Consider the following 16,837-nt stretch of genomic DNA (forward strand, 5'->3'; position numbering starts at 1 on the left):
CGGGCGGCGAGACGTGCTGAGAACACCTCCGATCCGCCCCGTCCGGACCTCTCGCACGGGAGCGGGGCGAGCCCATGGCCAACAGTGATTTCCGGCCGGTCTATCACCCTGCCGGACATGACAACGAGTTACGTGCCGCGTTACAGGACCTGCGCACCGGCCGCTGGGTCTCCATGCGCAATCTGCTGGAGAGCACCCCGGACTGGACGCTGTGGACCCAGCGCACCCAGGTGCTCGGAGCGGTCGCCGCGGGATCCGACGCGGTACAGGCCTGGCGGACCGAGGAGCCCGGGAGTGTCGCAGCTGTCGTGATGCACGCACGGGTCGTCGTCGAGCGGACGGTACGTGCCCATCGCGAAGGCCATCACCGGGCACAGGAACTGTGGCAGGAAGCCCGGGAGGCCTGTGGAGCCGCCGCCCGCGCCACCCCGACCGACCCGGTGCCATGGGTGTGCCTGCTGGCCCTGTCCCAGCTGGACGAGGAGCAGCGGCTCGCGGAGCACCGGCTGCATCCGCCGGGGCCGATGCTCTTTCCCGGTCCGTGGGGCCTGCTGGCGGAGGCCGACCGGCGCGATCCGGGCAACCGCGAGGCCCACCACCGGATGCTCCAGTTCGTATACGCACGCAAAGCCGGCAGCACCCTCTCGGAAGCGGTCAATTACGCGCAGTGGGCGGCCTCTTCGGCGCCCGACGGCTCCGCGCTCCATGTCCTGCCGCTGTACGTGCGGGTCGAGCGCTACCGCCGCGGGCACGGGCAGGAGAAGGCGCTGGATCTTCACTGGGTCACCGAGGACGCCGAACGGGATGCCGAGCGGGCCCTGCGCCTGTGGTTCCACCGCACGGATCCGGCCGGACAGTCCCTGCTCGACGTCAATCATCTGGCCCACGCACTGTGGGGCTCCCTGCGGTTCACCGACGCGGTCCCCGTGTTCCGGGCGCTCGGGCCGTACTTCACCACGCTGCCCTGGTCGTACCGCACCCGCACTCCCCGTGACCCCTCGGCCGCCGAGGACGTGTTCCTGCGTGCCCGGAGCCGATGTCTCGCCGCATCACGCGAACCGGGACGCGGACCGCACGGCTGAGCGCACCGAGCCGTCGCCCCGCAGCAGACCGACCCATCCCATCCCACTCACGGAGGTTCCTGTCATGTCCATATCCACCTCGGCCCAGCCGGGCGCGGAGGCCAACCCCCAGAAGGACGAGGAGCAGCGGCTGCGCGAACTCGGCTACCAGCCGGTGCTGGCCCGCCGCATGGGCGGCTTCGGCAACTTCGCCATCAGCTTCTCCGTCATCTCGATCCTGTCCGGCTGCATGACCCTGTACGGCTTCGGAATGTCGACCGGCGGACCGTCGGTGATGCTGTGGGGCTGGGCCGGCGTCGGTCTGTTCGTGCTCTGCGTCGGTATGGCGCTCGCCGAGGTCACCAGCGCATACCCGACGTCCGGCGCGCTGTACTACATGGCGGACCGGCTCGGTGGCCGCAAGTGGGGCTGGTACACCGGCTGGCTGAATCTGCTCGGTCTGCTCGGTGCGATCGCGGGCATCGACTACGGCGCCGCGCTGTTCACCGGTGCGCTGATGAACCTGCAGTGGGGCTTCGACCCGACACCCGGCCACACCATGATCATTTTTCTCTGCATCCTGCTGCTGCATGCCGTGCTGAACCTCTTCGGGGTCCGCCTCGTCAGCGTTCTCAACTCGATCAGCGTGTGGTGGCATCTGGCCGGTGTCGCCGTGATCGTCGCCGTGCTGGCGATCGTCCCCTCGCACCACCAGTCGCCGTCGTTCGTCTTCACCGAGTTCGTCAATGACACGGGTTGGCAGAACCCGCTCTATGTGGCAGCGATCGGTCTGCTCCTCGCGCAGTACACCTTCTGCGGTTACGACGCCTCCGCCCATCTGTCGGAGGAGACGTCGAACGCCTCGGTGACGGCGGCCCGCGGCATCGTCCGCTCGATCTGGGTCTCCTGGATCGCCGGGTTCGTGCTGCTCGCCGGTCTGACGTTCGCGATCCAGGACTACGCGGGCACCCAGGACACCGCCACCGGCGTCCCGCCCGCCCAGATCCTGATCGACGCGCTCGGCACCTCGGGCGCCACCGCCATGCTGCTGATCGTGATCGCGGCCCAGCTGTTCTGCGGCAACGCCGAGGTCGCCGCGGCCAGCCGGATGGTGTTCGCGTTCAGCCGGGACAACGCGCTGCCGGGTTCGGCGCTGTGGCGCAAGGTGAGCGCCCGCACCCAGACACCCGTGAACGCGGTGTGGCTGTCGGTCGTCGTCGCCGGCCTGCTCGCGCTTCCGTCCCTGTACTCCGCGACCGCGTACGGTGCGGTGACCGCGATCAATGTCATCGGCATCACGCCCGCCTATGCGATCCCGGTCTTCCTGAAGCTGCGCGCGGGCGACCGCTTCCAGCGCGGCCCCTGGCACCTGGGCCGTTGGTCGAAGCCGATCGGCTGGATCGCCGTGGTGTGGGTGGCGATCGTGACCGTACTCTTCCTGCTTCCGCAGTCGTCGCCGGTGACCATCGACTCGATGAACTACGCCTCGATCGCACTGGTGGCGGTACTGGTGCTGGCCACCATCTGGTGGTTCGTCGCGCGCCGTTCGTACGGCACGCCGTCCGCGTACGGGAACGCCCGTGAGCAGGCGGAAATCGCGGCGGACATCGTCTGACGCGACGGCTGTCGCGGCCTCTTCGGGGGCCATTCAGGCCCTCCTGGACCCTCGGGCCGGGAGGGCCTTGCTTGTGCCGCCGGGTCCGCTCAGCCCACGAGCAACTGGAGGCCGCCGAGCACGGTCGCGCCGATCACCAGTCGTTCGAAAAGCTTCTGGTTGATCCGGTCCACGCACTTGCGGCCGATATAGGCGCCGGGGATGACGAACAGCAGCATCGCGGCGTCCAGCAGCAGCGACTGGGCATCGATGAGGCCGAGGCCCACGCTGAACGGCACCTTGGAGGTGTTGACGATCAGGAAGAACCACGCCGACGTGCCAAGGAAGCCGAGCTTCCGGAAACCGGCCGAGAGCAGATAGAGCGACATCACGGGGCCACCCGCGTTGGCGACCATGGTGGTGAAGCCGCCGAGCACTCCGTACGAACGGGTCTTGAGCCGGCCGGTCCGGGACGGGCGGCCGGACTCCTCCGGAGGCTCCTTGCCCTCGGCACCGGGACGGCGCCGCCAGACGGTGACGCCTGCCATGAAGAGCAGAATCGCGCCGATCGACGTCCTCACCGCGTCGTCGTCGGCCCACATCATGAAGAGCGTGCCGGCCACCACGCCCACGGCGACGGCGGGGAACAGCCGCAGCAGCGTCGGCCAGTGCGCGTGCCTGCGGTAGGTGAGGACGGCGAGCACATCGCCTGCGATGAGGATCGGGAGCAGTACCCCGGTGGACTCGCGGGCCGGGAGTACGGCCGCGAAGACCGCGAGACTGATCGTATTGGCACCGCTGACGGCCGTTTTGGAGAAGCCTACGAGTGCGGATGCCGCGGCCAGCGCCGCCAGTTGCCAGAGTGTGAGGGTGTCCATGCCAGGAACAGATGGTAGTCGCACCCATTTTCGGGCCGCGATCGAGTCCCTTACTCAACGCCCGGCTTTGCACCGGCTCATCCGATGTGTGGTCACACGACTCACTCCATCACCGGCCTTCCCCGGCGGCCCCTGAGGTGTGCCGGCCGTCCGCCGGGTCGGGAACCACTGAGCCTCCGACGTCACGGGGAGGGCGACTCGCAAAGGTGCCGCGGTGTCTGGGGACGTATGGGGCGACGATCTTCGGCCATGGAGGCCATGAAGCCCTCGGACGCCATGGACGGCGCGGGGGTGATGGTTATGCTGCGACCAAAGCGCGCACGTGAAGCGTTCAAACGAACAGTGCGCCAGCGGTACGGCGAGGGGGCAACAGCATGCGGGAGCCGGTTGAACTCAGGCGTCAGCGAATCCTGTCGGTGGTGCAGTCGCGGGGTGCCGTCAAGGTCAGCGTGCTCGCCGCCGAGCTGGATGTCTCGGTGGTCACGATCCGGCGCGACGTGGAGGAGCTGACCCGGGTGGGGAGGCTGCGGCGCGGGCACGGGGTGGCCCGTCCGGTGGTCGACGCGCCGGAACCGACCACGGTTCCGGCGGCGCGGACCGAGGAGCCGGCCGGGGACGGCGCTGCGGTGGCCCTCGTCGTACCGGAGCGGCATTCGTACCTGTACGAGACGCTGCACGGCGCCCGGACCGTGCTGGAGGAATCCGGGATGCGGATCGCCCTGCACATCGCGCCGCAGTCGGCGGGTGCCGAACGGCCGCTGGTGGAACGGGCGCTGGCGGACGGAGCCCGCGGGCTGCTGATCGCCCCCCGGTGGCGCAACGCGGGCTCGGAGGAGCTGGACTACGGCTGGCTGGCGGAGGTGGGGGTGCCGACCGTGCTGATGGAGCGGCGGCCCCGGCCGGGCAGTGCGCTGCACGCCCTGGACTCCGTCTGTTCCGACCACTGGTACGGGACGCATCTGGCCGTGGACCATCTGGTGTCGCTGGGCCACCGCCGTATCGTCCTGGCCGCCCGCGACGACAGTCCGACGGCGCGCACCATCCGGACAGCGTTCGCCGAGATCGCGGCGGCCCGTCCGGAGGTGGAGGACTGGTCGACAGTGCTCAGTTCGCCTGCGGCGGTGCCCGGCCCCGGTCCGCAGACGCCCGGCGCGCCGGCCGAAGCCGCGCCGGCTCCCGATCCCGACGGCGACGCCACGGCGGTCGACCTTGCCGGGCTGCTGCGCGAACGGGGCGCCACGGCGGCCGTGCTGCACGGCGATGTGGACGCGCTGATGCTGGTGCAGCGGCTGGCGGAGGGCGGCGTCCAGGTGCCGCGGGACTGCTCGGTGGTAGCGTACGACGACGTGGTCGCCGCCCTGGGCAGTACGCCGCTGACCGCGGTGGCGCCACCGAAGGCGGAGATCGGGCGGGCGGCGGCCGAGTTGCTGCTGTACCGGCTGGCCGGGACCGTCGGCGCCACCGGTCCGGTGCGCAGGACGGAGTTGCTGCCCACGCTGAAGATCCGCGGTTCGGCGCAGCAGCTTCCCACCTCCGACGACTGATCGTTTGACCGCTTTAATTTTCTTCTGAGCGATCTATTGACCCGTACCGATCAGCCGATCAGGATTCCCGTGTCTCGAATCAGGAGCCGCGGGAGGCACCCATGCCTGGTCGACAGAGCCGTCGATCCGTGCTCGCCTCGATCGCCGCCCTGCCGCTGACGGGCGCGCTCAGCGCCTGCAGCAGCAGTGACGGCACATCAAAGTCGGGCAGCACGAGCAAGACCAGCACCATCAGCAGCAAGGGCGCGAAGCGCGCCACGCACATCACCTTCTGGTCGGCCCTGCGCGGCAGCCAGGAGGTCGTGGACGCGTTCAACCGCACCCACGACCGCGTCCAGGTCGACTTCCAGCAGATCCCCACGGGAGGCCAGGGCGGTTACGCCAAGCTCAGCAACGCGTCCCGGGCGGGCAACGCCCCGGATGTCGCGACCATCGAGTACCCCCAGGTCCCCGGCTTCGCCATCGACGGGGTGGCACGCGAGCTCACCGATCTGATCGGCGACGGACTGCGGGCCAAGCTGCTGCCACAGGCGCTGGGACTGACCACTTTCGAGAAGCGCGTCTTCAGTGTGCCGCTGGACGTCGAGCCGATGCTGATGCACTGCCGCACCGACCTGTTCCAGCAGTTCGGTCTCGAAGTGCCACGCACCTGGGACGAGTTCGAGGATGTGGCCCGAACCGTCCGCCGCAAAGCCCCGGACCGGCGCCTGGCGACCTTCGCCACCGACGGTGCCATGCAGTTCGCGGCGCTCGCCTGGCAGGCCGGCGCCCAGTGGTTCGACACCTCGGACGGCGCCTGGAACGTGTCGCTCGCCGACGAGCCGACCCGCCGCGTCGCGTCGTACTGGCAACGGCTGATCGACCAGGACCTGGTCTTCATGAACGCCGTGGACAGCCGGCAGAGCGACGCCCAGATCAGCAACGGCCAGATCCTCGTCCGGCTCAGCGGCGCCTGGGACGCCGGGGCGCAGATGAACGCCCGGCCCACCCAGAAGGGCCAGTGGGCCGTGGCCCCGCTCCCCCAGTGGGATCCGGCGAAACCGGCCGTCGGCACCCACGGCGGCTCCACGTTCGCGGTCACCAAGGACAGCCGGCACCCGGAGGCCGCCCTGGAGTTCATCGAGTGGCAGGTGTCGCACCCCGACGCACTGCGCGCCCGTCTCTCCAGCGGCAGCAGCAGCCAGTACCCGGCCGCTCCCGGTCTCGTCGCCGTCGGCCGCAAGGCCTTCGACCGCAGCTACTACGCGGGCCAGGACATCTACACGGTCTTCGAGGAGGAGGCACACAAGATCCGCGACGGCTGGATCTGGGGACCCCGGATGACCGCCACCGCAAAGGTGATGCAGGACGGCTTCGCCCGGGCGAGCGGCGGCCAGGGCTCGCTGATCGACGCGGTGCGCGCCGCCCAGCAGGGCACCATGCCGGACCTCAAGGCACTCGGCCTCGCCACCACCGAGCGCAGCAGCTGACCCCGTTCGCCACCCCTTCCCCCCGTTCCCAGCAGCAGAGAGGCAGGTGAGACGCATGACCACCCCCGCTTCCACCCCCACGGTCACCCCTGTGCGCCCGGCGAACGCCCGGTCGGCCGCCGTGCCCGTGCGCTCCGCCCGCAGGTCGTCCCGGCGCCGTGAACTCGGTGCCTGCGGTGCCCTCATGACACCGTTCTTCGTACTCCTTGTGACGGTCTTCCTGATCCCCGTCGGAACGGCCGTCTGGCTCAGCTTCTTCAGCGACGACCAGCCGGGGCTCGGCTTCGGCCCGGAGCGAACGGTCTTCGTCGGACTGCGCAGTTATACGGCCGTGCTCACCGACCCGACGTTCCTCAGCAGCCTGGGCACCGTCTTCCTGTACTGCGTGATCTACATTCCGGTGCTGGTGATCGCCTCGCTCGCACTGGCGCTGCTGCTGGACTCCGGGGTGGTACGGCTGCGTTCATGGGCACAGCTCGGGCTGTTCCTGCCGCACGCCGTGCCCGGCATCATCGCCGCCGTGATCTGGCTGTATCTCTACACGCCCGGGCTCAGCCCGGTGATCGACCTGCTGGGCACGGCGGACATCACCATCGACCTCCTCGGCGTGCACACCGTGCTGCCGTCCATGGTGAACATCGCCCTGTGGAGCAATCTCGGCTACAACATGGTGGTCTTCTACGCCGCCCTGCAGGCCGTGCCCCACGAGGTCGTCGAGGCCTCGGTCGTCGACGGCGCCGGACCCGTCCGTACCGCGCTCCAGGTCAAGGCGCCGCTGGTGCGTTCGTCCATCGTCATGGTGGCGATGTTCACCCTGATCTTCGCGCTCCAGCTGTTCACCGAGCCGATGCTGCTCAGCCAGTCCACCCCGATGATCAACTCGCGGTTCTCGCCCAGCATGTACATCTACGACGCGGCCTTCACCCGTAACAACTACGGCCTGGCCGCCGCCGCCTCGGTCGTCCTGCTGATCTGCACGATCGCTCTCTCCTACGGCGTCACCCGCTGGACCAACCGCGCCAACACCCCCGAGGAGGACGCCCGATGAGCGCGACGAGCACCACCATCCGTACCGCCGCCACGCGACGGCCCCGGCTTCTCGGCCGTTCCGTCGTCCAGGTCGTGGTGGGCATATCGGTGCTGTACACGCTGCTGCCGGTGCTGTGGCTGGTGCTGGCCGCGTCGAAGGACCGGGACGCCCTGTTCGGCAGCGACGTGCTGTCTCTGGACCACTTCTCCTTCGTGCAGAACCTCAAGGATCTGTTCGCGATGGACGGCGGACTGTACGGGCGGTGGTACGGGAACAGCCTGCTGTACGCGGTCCTCGGCGCCGCGCTCGGCTCCCTGGTGAGCATCGGCTGCGGCTACGCCTTCGACAAGTACCGCTTCCCGCACAAGGAGAAGCTGTTCGGCCTGGTCCTCGCCGCCGTCATGGTGCCGCAGACGGTGCTGGCCCTGCCGCTGTATCTGATGGCGTCCGGCACCGGGCTGGTCAACACCTTCTGGTCGGTCTTCATCCCGGTGCTCTTCAATCCGTTCGGTGTGTATCTCGGCCGGATATTCAGTCAGGGGTACGTGCCGAACGAGGTGCTCGAAGCAGCGCGTGTGGACGGCGCCGGCGAGCTGACCACCTACTTCCGGGTCGCGCTGCGGATGCTGGGGCCCGGCCTGGTCACCGTCTTCCTCTTCCAGCTCACCGCCATCTGGAACAACTTCTTCCTGCCGATGGTGATGCTCTCCGACCAGGACCTGTATCCGGTCAGTCTGGGGCTCTACACCTGGAACAGTTCCGCCACCGTTTCCCCCGAGTACTACCCCGTCGTGATCATGGGTTCGCTGCTCGCCGTCCTCCCGTTGATCCTCGCCTTCGCACTGCTCCAGCGGTTCTGGAAGTCGGGACTCACCGCGGGCGCCGTCAAGTAGCCGGGCCACCCGGACCACTTCCGTACCAGGAGCAAGATGTCCAGCACCACCCGCACAGCAGGCCGTCGGCCGCGCGCCGCCCTCGCCATGAAGCCGGATGCCGCGGCCGCCGTCCTCGCCCCCCGATCCCTGGCCGCACTCGCCGAGGTGTGCGCCCTCGCACCCCTGCCCGTCCTCGACGACTTCACCACCGACCGTGCCCGCGCCGTGCTCGCGGACGCCGAACTCCTGGTCACCGGCTGGGGCTGCCCGCCGCTCGACGAGACCGTGCTGGCGGCGGCTCCCCGGCTGCGCGCCGTCGTGCACACGGCGGGCTCCGTCCGCGGGCACATCACCGAGGCCTGCTGGGACCGGGGCATCGAAGTGTCCTCGGCCGCCGCCGCCAACGCGCTGCCGGTCGCGGAGTACACCGTCGCGATGATCCTGCTCTCCGGCAAGCGGGCCCTGGAGCGGGCCCGCGACTACCGGGCCGAGCGCCGTCGTGACGACTGGCTGCGCACCTCGCCCGAGGTCGGCAACTACGGCCGCACCGTGGGCATCCTGTCCGCCTCGCTGATCGGCCGGCGCGTCATCGAGCTGCTGCGCCCGTACGACCTGCGGGTGCTGCTGCACGATCCCTACGTCTCCGCGGCGGACGCCGCCGAGCTGGGTGTCCGGCCGGTCGAACTCGCTGAGCTGTTCGCGCAGAGCGACGTGGTGAGCGTCCACACCCCACTGCTGCCCGCCACCCGCGGGCTCGTCAGTCGTGAACTCCTCAACTCGATGCGCCCGGACGGTGTGCTCATCAACACCTCGCGGGGCGCCGTCGTCGACCAGGACGCGCTCACCGACGTGCTCCGGCAGGACCGGATCCGCGCAATCCTCGACGTCACCGACCCCGACACGCTGCCGTCCGCACACCCCCTGTGGGAGTGCGACAACGCCCTGATCACTCCGCATCTCGCGGGCTCGCAGGGCAACGAGTGGCAGCGACTGGTCGACCTGGCGGTCCGCGAGATCGGCCGCTGGGCCGCGGGCGACGGTTTCGCCCACCCCGTACGACGCGAAAGGCTGGCATTCCTCGCATGACCTCCCCCCTTGAACTTCCATCCGACGACCGCGACCTGAGCCCGCACACCGGCTACACCCGGGACCACTGGGAGGCGGCGGCGGACGGCCTGCTGCGGGCCGCGTGGCAGTGGTCGACACCCGGCCGCGCGCTGCTGGACCTGCCGGGCCGGCCGTCCGGCTCCGGGGTGCGCTCGGACGGTCTGGAGGGCTATGCCCGTACGTTCCTCGCGGCGGCGTTCCGGGTCGCGGGCGCGGACGGGAAGGATCCGCACGGCTGGCTCGACCGGTACGCGGACGGACTCGCCGCCGGTACCCGGACGCCCGGCCGGGACGATCTGGAGTCCTGGCCGCTGATCCTCGACCACCATGTGCAGGGCCAGCCCATGGTCGAATCCGCCTCGGTCGCCATCGGACTGCGGCTGACCCGCCCCTGGCTGTGGGACCGGCTCGACCCCGGCGTCCAGGACCGGGCCGAGGAGTGGCTGCGCGGTGCGCTGCGGCACACCCCCGCACCCAACAACTGGTACCTGTTCCCCTACTCCGTGGCCGCGTTCCTGGAGTCGGTCGGCCGCGGCGACGCGGAGACGACCCGGGCGAAGGAGCGGGCACTCGACCTGCTGGAGGGCTGGTACCGAGGACAGGGCTGGTACGCGGACGGCGACGGCGCCGCCTTCGACCACTACAACGGCTGGGCGCTGCACCTGTACCCGGTACTGGACGCGCATCTGTCGGGCGACCCCGAGCTGTCGGCGCACTACGGCTCCCGGCTGCGCGAACACCTGGACAGCTTCTCGCTGCTGTTCGGCGGCGACGGCGCGCCGATCCACTTCGGCCGCTCGCTGACCTACCGCTTCGCGGCCGGTTCGGCGGTCGCACTGGGCGCCGTCACCGGGCACACCCCGCTCTCCCCCGGTGCCTCGCGGCGGGTGATCAGCGGATCGCTGCGCTACTTCCTGGACCGCGGCGCGACGGGCACGGACGGGCTGCTGAGCCTGGGCTGGCACGGCCCGCACGAGGCGACGCTGCAGCACTACTCGGGCCCCGCGTCCCCGTACTGGGCATCCAAGGCGTTCGTCTCGCTGCTGGCCCCGGAGGGCCATCCGCTGTGGACGGCGACCGAGGAACCCGCGCCCAGCGAGGGCTCCGACCGGGTGCTCGCGCTGCCCGCGCCCGGCCTGCTGATCCAGTCCACCCAGGCGGACGGCATCGTACGGCTGCACAATCATGGCAGTGACCATGTCCGGCCGCACGAGGGCGAGTCGGGCGTGCAGGACGATCCGCTGTACAGCCGCCAGTCGTACTCCACGGTGACCGGCCCCACGTCGAAGGTGAACGCGGCGGACAACCATCTGGCCGTCGTCGTCGAGGGGGTGCGCAGTGGCCGCCGCAGCATGCGCCCGCTGGGCGCCGGACAGGGTGACGGCTGGGGCTGGGCCGCGTCCTGGCACCGCCCCGTCTTCACGTCGGGTGCGCCGATGGTGCCAGGGCTGCGGGTCGAGAGCGTCACGGTGGTCCGCGGGAGGTACGAGCTGCGGGTGCACCGGGTGCTGGGCGCGCCGGCCGGGGCACGGGTGGAGCAGACGGGCTGGGCGACCGGCCCGGACGACGCCGTGCGGTCCGCGCTGCACGGACTGCACGGCTGGGAGACTTCGGACGAGGTACGGGCCCCGCAGGGCACGGCGTACACCCGCTGGGCGGTGGTGCCCCGGCTGGGCGCGGACGCGGAGGGGACGGTCCTGCTGGTGTCCCTCGCATCCCTGACGGCGGAGCCGGACGCCACGGCGCTCGCCGCGGCGGTGAGCGCGGTGAACGTGGACGGCGACACGGTCGAGGTCGGCTGGGCGGAAGACGGGGCGACGACCCGGATCGACTTCGAACCGCTGAAGGTCGAGCACCGCTGACCAACTGTCCGCCGGACGGCCTCATGGCCGCCCGGCGGACGACCCCGCCCTACGCGTCGATGCGGATCACCACCACCAGTGACCGCGGGCCGTGTACGCCCTCGACCCGCTCCAGCTCGATGTCCGAGGTGGCCGACGGCCCGCTGATCAGGGTCGTCGGCCGCTCCGGCACCAGCCGGCCCACCGCCTCCGGCACCCCCACCTCGACCGCCGACAGATCCACCACGCACACGTGCAGGTCGGGGACGAGCGACAGCGCCCGTCGCCCCTGGTCGGGCGAGCCGTCGAGGAAGATCGTGCCGGTCTCGGCGCAGCCGACGGCCGCCCCGGTGACGACACCGTCCAGCGCATCGAGCCGGGGCGCCGGAATGTCGGCGCGGTCCTGCTGGACCTCCCCGTCGTACGCGTCGAGCCACCGTTCGTCGAGCCCTGCCGGCACCCCGACCTTCCGGGCACCACGCTCCCGCAGCACCTGCGCGATCACTTCGGCGGTGCGGTCGCCGGTGCAGGCGTGCACCTGCGCCTTGTAGTCGACGAGCCGGTCGGTGAAGAGCGCGAGGCGCTCGTCGTCGGGGAGTGTGCGGCCGGTCCGGTAGTCGCGCGGGACGGCCGTGTCGGGGGTGGGTGCGAGAGCCAGGGCGTCCCGGATCCGGCCGAGCACCGTTTCGCGAGCGGTCGTCACTTCTCCTCCTGCTGCTGGTTCCTGCCGTCCTCGGCGGCGGCCCGCATGGTCGCGGCGCCCTCGTCCGACGCCAGCCAGGCGCGGAAGGACTGCTTCGGTGGCGCCGCGGTGTCACGGCTGTCGCTCCACCCGTTGAACGGAGGCGGCAGGTGCGAGATCTGCCCGTCCCGCCCGGCGAGGAACCGGCCCAGCCCCGCGGCCTTCTGCGCGGTCGTGAACAGCTTCGGTCTGCTCATCACGCCGGCCGCCGCCTTCATGGCCAGCTTCTCCGTCGTCGTACCGGACTGTTCGGTGTGCTGGTGGCGCAGCTCGACCAGCAGCGACGGGATGTCGATCTTGACCGGGCAGGCGTCGAAGCAGGCGCCGCAGAGACTGGAGGCGTACGGCAGCGAGCTGTTGGGGTCGTCCTTGGCGGCGTGCATCCCGGCGAGTTGCGGGGTGAGGACCGCCCCGATCGGGCCGGGGTAGGTCGATCCGTACGCATGTCCGCCGGCCCGTTCGTACACCGGGCAGACGTTCAGACAGGCCGAGCAGCGGATGCAGTTGAGCGCCTCGCGCCCGATCCGGTCGGCGAGCGCGGCGGTGCGTCCGTTGTCGAGGAGGACCAGATGGAAGTCCTGCGGACCGTCGCCGGGCGTCACACCTGTCCACATCGAGGTGTACGGGTTCATCCGCTCCCCGGTCGACGAGCGCGGCAGCAACTGCAGGAAGACTTCGAGGTCCTGATAGCGCGGCAGCACCTTCTCGATGCCCATGACGGTGATCAGGGTGTCGGGCAGGGTCAGGCACATCCGGCCGTTGCCCTCGGACTCGACGACGGACAGGGTGCCGGTCTCGGCGATCCCGAAGTTGGCGCCCGAGACCGCCACCTTCGTCGTCATGAACTTCTCGCGCAGATAGGCGCGGGCCGCGGCGGCGAGATGGGCGGGTACGTTGTCGAGCCGCGGGTCCACACCGGGGATCTCCTTGAGGAAGATCTGCCGGATCTCGTCGCGGTTGCGGTGGATCGCGGGCACCAGGATGTGCGACGGCTTGTCGTGGGCCAGCTGCACGATGAGCTCGGCGAGGTCCGTCTCGTACGGAGTGACGCCGATCGATTCGAGGTGCTCGTTGAGGCCGATCTCCTGGGTGGCCATCGACTTGACCTTGATGACCTCCTTCGATCCGGTCGCACGGACGAGCCGGGCGACGATCTCGTTGGCCTCGACGCCGTCGCGCGCCCAGTGGACGGTGCCACCGCGCTCGGTGACCTTCCGCTCCAGCTGCTCCAGGAGTTCGGGGAGCCGGTTCATGGTGTCGGTCTTGATGGCCGAGCCGGCGTCGCGCAGTTGCTCCCAATCGGGCAGTTCACCGGTGACGTTGAGGCGTTTGGCGCGGATCGTACGGGTGGCCTTGCCGAGGTTGCGGCGCAGCTGTTCGTTGCGCAGCTCGTCGTGGGCGGCCGCGGGGAACTTCCGGTCGCCGCGCAGATTGCCCGTCCCGTACGGGGAGTGGGGCGGGGTGGCGGGCATACCGAGGAAGGTGCTGCTCATCGGACGGCCTCCGTCAGGACGTACGGCGAGGTGCGGGTGGAGGAGAGGATCTGCGCGAGGTGCAGGGTCCGGGTGCCGGATGCGATACGGGAGAGTCCGCCGCCGATGTGCATCAGACAGGACGAGTCGCCCGCGGTGCACACGGCCGCCCCGGTGGTGGTGATGTTGCGCATCTTGTCCTGGAGCATCGCGGTCGACGTCTCGGCGTTCTTCACGGCGAAGGTGCCGCCGAACCCGCAACAGGAGTCGGCTTCGGGAAGCTCGACGAGGTCGATGGAGTCGACGGCCCGCAGCAGCTTCAGGGGCTTGTCGCCCACGCGCAACATGCGCAAGGAGTGACAGGTGGGGTGGTACGTGACGCGGTGCGGGAAGTACGCGCCGACACCGGTGACGCCCAGGACGTCGACGAGGAACTCCGACAGCTCGTAGGTCTTGGCCTTGACCGTGGCGACGCCCGCGCGCAGCGCCGCGTCCCCGTACCGCTCGGCGATGATCTCGTGCTGGTGGCGGACGGATCCGGCGCAGGATCCCGAGGGCATGACGACGGCGTCGATCGACGCGTCGCCGAACTGCTCGGCGAAGTTCCGCACGAGCGGGACGGGCTCGCGCTGGTAGCCGGTGTTGACGTGCATCTGGCCACAGCAGGTCTGCTCCGGCGGGAACACCACCTCGTGCCCCAGGCGGGCGAGCAGGACCGCGGTGGATTTCACCGCCTCGGGAAAGAGAGTGTCTCCCAGACAGGTGGCGAAGAGTCCGATACGCATGGGGCCTCTCCGATCGTTTCTCTGGCCTTTATATGGTCGGACCATACTAGCCTCGGTCCGGAACGTGAAGAGGGTCAGGACATGCAGCGGGGACGGCACGCGTTCGCACCGTCCCCTTGCTTGCTGTCGTGTTGCGGCTACGACTTCTCGTCCACCAGCGTGCCGTGCAGGCTGCGGATGTGCCGCTCGGCCAGACCGGCCGCCTTCGCTCCCTTGCCCGCGCGCACCAACCGCAGGAGTTCGGTGTGCTCGGCATTGAGACCGGCCGCCGTGGACGGCCAGTCCGCGGCCTCCTCCAGTGCGCGCAGGATCAGCGGGCGCACGGACTCGCGCACGGCGGAGGTGAGCGTGGAGGTCAGTTCATTGCCGGAGCTGCGGGCCATCTGGACGTGGAACCGGGTGTCCAGATCGTTGAACTCGGCCACGCCGACATCCGGTTCCGCCATCCGTACGAGCAACTGCTCCGCCTCGTCGAGGTCCTCCGCGGAAGCGTGTGTTGCCGCCGCCTCGAAGCTGGACCGCTCCAGTACGACGCGTGCCTCCAGGACGTCCTCCAGGCTGTAGCTGCCGAGGGCGAAGTGCAGGCGCAGCAGCCGGCCGAGGGCGCCGTCGGGGTTGCGCACGATCCGCGCCCCGGCGTCCGGGCCACGGCCGGGCTGGGCGACAAGCACTCCGATCGTCTCCAGCACCCGCAGCGCCTCGCGCAGAGCGGACCTACTGACCCCGAGGACCGGCGCGAGCTCCCGCTCGGGCGGCAGCCGGTCCCCGGCCTTGAGTTCCCCGGCGAATACCCGCTCCTCGATACTCTGGAGCACGAGCTCATGCGTACGGGACTGCCGTACGGGTTGCCACTCGACGGGCATCGTTCACCCCCTGCCTCAGCCTCTTCATCTCACTATGTCACACACGACATGTGGTCGGACCAAACATGCTGCCAGCGACAAGACGCTGCGGCACCCCCGCACGGGACGGCCCGCGCGGCAAGCGAACCTGCGATCGCGGTACGGAACGTGATCCACAACCACCTTTCCGCCGTCGCTCGCAGACGGGGTCGATCTTTTGCACTCTTCACTCTTGCCAAGCGCTACTGCACCGGAAGCGGTCGGGAAGCCACAGGACCTCACACGCACGTTCCGCGCCGCCGTTCGAGCGCGGGCCCACGACAGACTTCGACCGCCGCGTCCGGTGGCGACGTGAAGGGCATCCCTTCCCGGCAAACCGTGCAGCAGGGCGTCCGCCGTGCACGGGGAGTCGCGTACGCCCTCTGGCGCAGCACACCCTCGCGACCTGCATCGAAGTCGGACTGGAGGTCGGCACGCCCGACAGCGGAGGCCGACAGTTCCGCCTCATCGGGCCCATAGATACGACAGGAAGATGGTGTCTGCGGCACTTCACCGCCCTTCGGGTGATCTTCACTCACGACACGGAACCTTCCGCACAAGTTCGGTCACCGAGAGTGAAGGATGCTCGTGTCCGTCGCTGTCCGCGACGTGACACGCATGCAAATAAACCGCGCTTATCGAGTGCGCCCGCACGCGGTGTGGTCACTCCAAGTTCCGTGAGAAAGGTTCCCTAGGTGAGCCGTAAAACGATCCGAAGCTCCCGCATCAAAACCGCAACGCTGGTTTCGGCGGGCACCCTTGCTCTTGTGCTCAATGTCGTCCCGAGCACGGTGGCGATCGCCGACGCGATCCACAGGTCCAGCACCGAGCACAGCATGGGGCTGCCGGGCCCGAACGGCGTCACCAGTGCCGACCGTGACAACGACCACGACGGCCACGACGGCCGCGACGGCGACCGTGGCCCGCAGGGACCGCGGGGCCAAGTAGGCCCGCAGGGACCCCAGGGTGTGCCGGGCGAGGACGGTGTGGACGGCGCGCAGGGCCCGCAGGGCGGCACGGGCGTGGGCACCCAGGGCCCGCAGGGCACTCAGGGCCCCGCCGGTGGTGGCGTCGGTGGCCCCATGGGCCCCCAGGGCCCCCAAGGCCACCAGGGGTTCCAGGGATTCCAGGGCGGCACGGGCCCCCAGGGCGGCACGGGCGCGCAGGGCGGCACGGGCGCGCAGGGCGGCACGGGCGCGCAGGGCGGCCTGGGCGCGCAGGGCGTCCCGGGCGTGGACGGCACCGACGGCGTGGATGGCGCCCAGGGCGCCCAGGGTGACCCGGGCGTGGACGGCGTCGACGGCGCGCAGGGTGCACAGGGCGGCCCGGGCCCCCAGGGCGGCCCGGGCGTGGATGGCACCGACGGCGTGGACGGTGCCCAGGGCGCACAGGGCGGCACGGGCCCGCAGGGCGGCCTCGGCCCCCAGGGCATCCCGGGCGTGGACGGCACCGACGGCATCGATGGCGTGGACGGTGCCCAGGGCGCACAGGGCGGCACGGGCCCGCAGGGCGGCCTCGGCCCCCAGGGCATCCCGGGCGTGGACGGCACCGACGGCAT

The 16,837-nt window shown here is 70.3% G+C and carries 13 protein-coding genes and 1 pseudogene; 9 read left to right on the plus strand and 5 right to left on the minus strand.

The genetic code is table 11. The features are described 5' to 3' along the window. Window positions 1–74: 74 nt before the first annotated feature. Window positions 75–1,082: a hypothetical protein gene (locus ACIA8E_RS36530; protein ID WP_399304972.1), complete on the plus strand. Its 1,008-nt coding sequence runs from the start codon at window positions 75–77 to the stop codon at window positions 1,080–1,082. 64 nt (window positions 1,083–1,146) lie between these two features. Continuing rightward, window positions 1,147–2,676 (plus strand): amino acid permease, encoded by a 1,530-nt coding sequence (locus tag ACIA8E_RS36535; RefSeq protein ID WP_399304975.1) that lies wholly within the window; start codon window positions 1,147–1,149, stop codon window positions 2,674–2,676. A gap of 89 nt (window positions 2,677–2,765) precedes the next feature. Here the strand turns inward: ACIA8E_RS36535 and ACIA8E_RS36540 are convergent, their stop codons facing one another. Then, complete coding sequence (locus ACIA8E_RS36540; RefSeq protein WP_399304978.1) at window positions 2,766–3,533, minus strand: sulfite exporter TauE/SafE family protein; 768 nt, start codon at window positions 3,531–3,533, stop codon at window positions 2,766–2,768. Window positions 3,534–3,907: 374 nt separating this feature from the next. On the opposite strand from ACIA8E_RS36540, the gene ACIA8E_RS36545 reads away from it, so the two are divergent. The 6 genes from ACIA8E_RS36545 (at window position 3,908) to ACIA8E_RS36570 (ending at window position 11,420) form a co-directional block, all read left to right on the plus strand. Then, the gene (locus ACIA8E_RS36545) at window positions 3,908–5,077 is read left to right on the plus strand and encodes a substrate-binding domain-containing protein (protein WP_399304981.1); all 1,170 of its coding nucleotides are present in this window, start codon (window positions 3,908–3,910) and stop codon (window positions 5,075–5,077) included. 101 nt (window positions 5,078–5,178) lie between these two features. Then, window positions 5,179–6,546 carry an ABC transporter substrate-binding protein gene (locus ACIA8E_RS36550; protein ID WP_399304984.1) on the plus strand — a complete coding sequence of 456 codons (1,368 nt, stop codon included), beginning with the start codon at window positions 5,179–5,181 and terminating at the stop codon, window positions 6,544–6,546. Between the two features lie 55 nt (window positions 6,547–6,601). Continuing rightward, window positions 6,602–7,594 carry a carbohydrate ABC transporter permease gene (locus ACIA8E_RS36555; RefSeq protein WP_399304987.1) on the plus strand — a complete coding sequence of 331 codons (993 nt, stop codon included), beginning with the start codon at window positions 6,602–6,604 and terminating at the stop codon, window positions 7,592–7,594. Further along, a complete protein-coding gene (locus ACIA8E_RS36560; protein ID WP_399304989.1) occupies window positions 7,591–8,469 on the plus strand; it encodes a carbohydrate ABC transporter permease in 879 nt (292 codons plus the stop codon). The genes ACIA8E_RS36555 and ACIA8E_RS36560 overlap by 4 nt, the downstream gene beginning before the upstream one ends. Before the next feature lie 36 nt (window positions 8,470–8,505). Then, window positions 8,506–9,537 carry a hydroxyacid dehydrogenase gene (locus ACIA8E_RS36565; RefSeq protein ID WP_399304993.1) on the plus strand — a complete coding sequence of 344 codons (1,032 nt, stop codon included), beginning with the start codon at window positions 8,506–8,508 and terminating at the stop codon, window positions 9,535–9,537. Continuing rightward, window positions 9,534–11,420 (plus strand): DUF2264 domain-containing protein, encoded by a 1,887-nt coding sequence (locus ACIA8E_RS36570; RefSeq protein ID WP_399304996.1) that lies wholly within the window; start codon window positions 9,534–9,536, stop codon window positions 11,418–11,420. The genes ACIA8E_RS36565 and ACIA8E_RS36570 overlap by 4 nt, the downstream gene beginning before the upstream one ends. Window positions 11,421–11,469: 49 nt before the next feature. Here ACIA8E_RS36570 and ACIA8E_RS36575 read toward each other — a convergent pair whose 3' ends face one another. The 4 genes from ACIA8E_RS36575 to ACIA8E_RS36590 form a co-directional block, all read right to left on the minus strand. Then, complete coding sequence (locus tag ACIA8E_RS36575; protein WP_399304998.1) at window positions 11,470–12,102, minus strand: lactate utilization protein C; 633 nt, start codon at window positions 12,100–12,102, stop codon at window positions 11,470–11,472. Beyond that, window positions 12,099–13,634 (minus strand): LutB/LldF family L-lactate oxidation iron-sulfur protein, encoded by a 1,536-nt coding sequence (locus tag ACIA8E_RS36580; RefSeq protein WP_399305001.1) that lies wholly within the window; start codon window positions 13,632–13,634, stop codon window positions 12,099–12,101. The genes ACIA8E_RS36575 and ACIA8E_RS36580 overlap by 4 nt, the downstream gene beginning before the upstream one ends. After that, window positions 13,631–14,398, minus strand: coding sequence for a (Fe-S)-binding protein (locus tag ACIA8E_RS36585; protein WP_399305003.1), 768 nt, complete (start codon window positions 14,396–14,398; stop codon window positions 13,631–13,633). The genes ACIA8E_RS36580 and ACIA8E_RS36585 overlap by 4 nt, the downstream gene beginning before the upstream one ends. Before the next feature lie 137 nt (window positions 14,399–14,535). Next, the gene (locus ACIA8E_RS36590) at window positions 14,536–15,261 is read right to left on the minus strand and encodes a FadR/GntR family transcriptional regulator (protein ID WP_399305006.1); all 726 of its coding nucleotides are present in this window, start codon (window positions 15,259–15,261) and stop codon (window positions 14,536–14,538) included. A 785-nt stretch (window positions 15,262–16,046) separates the two neighbouring features. Between ACIA8E_RS36590 and ACIA8E_RS36595 the strand changes: the two are divergent. After that, window positions 16,047–16,837, plus strand: a pseudogene (locus ACIA8E_RS36595) (collagen-like protein); the annotation flags it as partial.

Source organism: Streptomyces sp. NPDC051664, assembly GCF_044453545.1.
GTDB lineage: Bacteria > Actinomycetota > Actinomycetes > Streptomycetales > Streptomycetaceae > Streptomyces.

Bases quoted from the DNA above. Each gene is read 5' to 3' on its own strand.
- ACIA8E_RS36530 (WP_399304972.1), top strand. From the start codon at position 75: ATGGCCAACAGTGATTTCCGGCCGGTCTATCACCCTGCCGGACATGAC.
- ACIA8E_RS36535 (WP_399304975.1), top strand. From the start codon at position 1,147: ATGTCCATATCCACCTCGGCCCAGCCGGGCGCGGAGGCCAACCCCCAG.
- ACIA8E_RS36540 (WP_399304978.1), bottom strand. From the start codon at position 3,533: ATGGACACCCTCACACTCTGGCAACTGGCGGCGCTGGCCGCGGCATCC.
- ACIA8E_RS36545 (WP_399304981.1), top strand. From the start codon at position 3,908: ATGCGGGAGCCGGTTGAACTCAGGCGTCAGCGAATCCTGTCGGTGGTG.
- ACIA8E_RS36550 (WP_399304984.1), top strand. From the start codon at position 5,179: ATGCCTGGTCGACAGAGCCGTCGATCCGTGCTCGCCTCGATCGCCGCC.
- ACIA8E_RS36555 (WP_399304987.1), top strand. From the start codon at position 6,602: ATGACCACCCCCGCTTCCACCCCCACGGTCACCCCTGTGCGCCCGGCG.
- ACIA8E_RS36560 (WP_399304989.1), top strand. From the start codon at position 7,591: ATGAGCGCGACGAGCACCACCATCCGTACCGCCGCCACGCGACGGCCC.
- ACIA8E_RS36565 (WP_399304993.1), top strand. From the start codon at position 8,506: ATGTCCAGCACCACCCGCACAGCAGGCCGTCGGCCGCGCGCCGCCCTC.
- ACIA8E_RS36570 (WP_399304996.1), top strand. From the start codon at position 9,534: ATGACCTCCCCCCTTGAACTTCCATCCGACGACCGCGACCTGAGCCCG.
- ACIA8E_RS36580 (WP_399305001.1), bottom strand. From the start codon at position 13,634: ATGAGCAGCACCTTCCTCGGTATGCCCGCCACCCCGCCCCACTCCCCG.
- ACIA8E_RS36585 (WP_399305003.1), bottom strand. From the start codon at position 14,398: ATGCGTATCGGACTCTTCGCCACCTGTCTGGGAGACACTCTCTTTCCC.
- ACIA8E_RS36590 (WP_399305006.1), bottom strand. From the start codon at position 15,261: ATGCCCGTCGAGTGGCAACCCGTACGGCAGTCCCGTACGCATGAGCTC.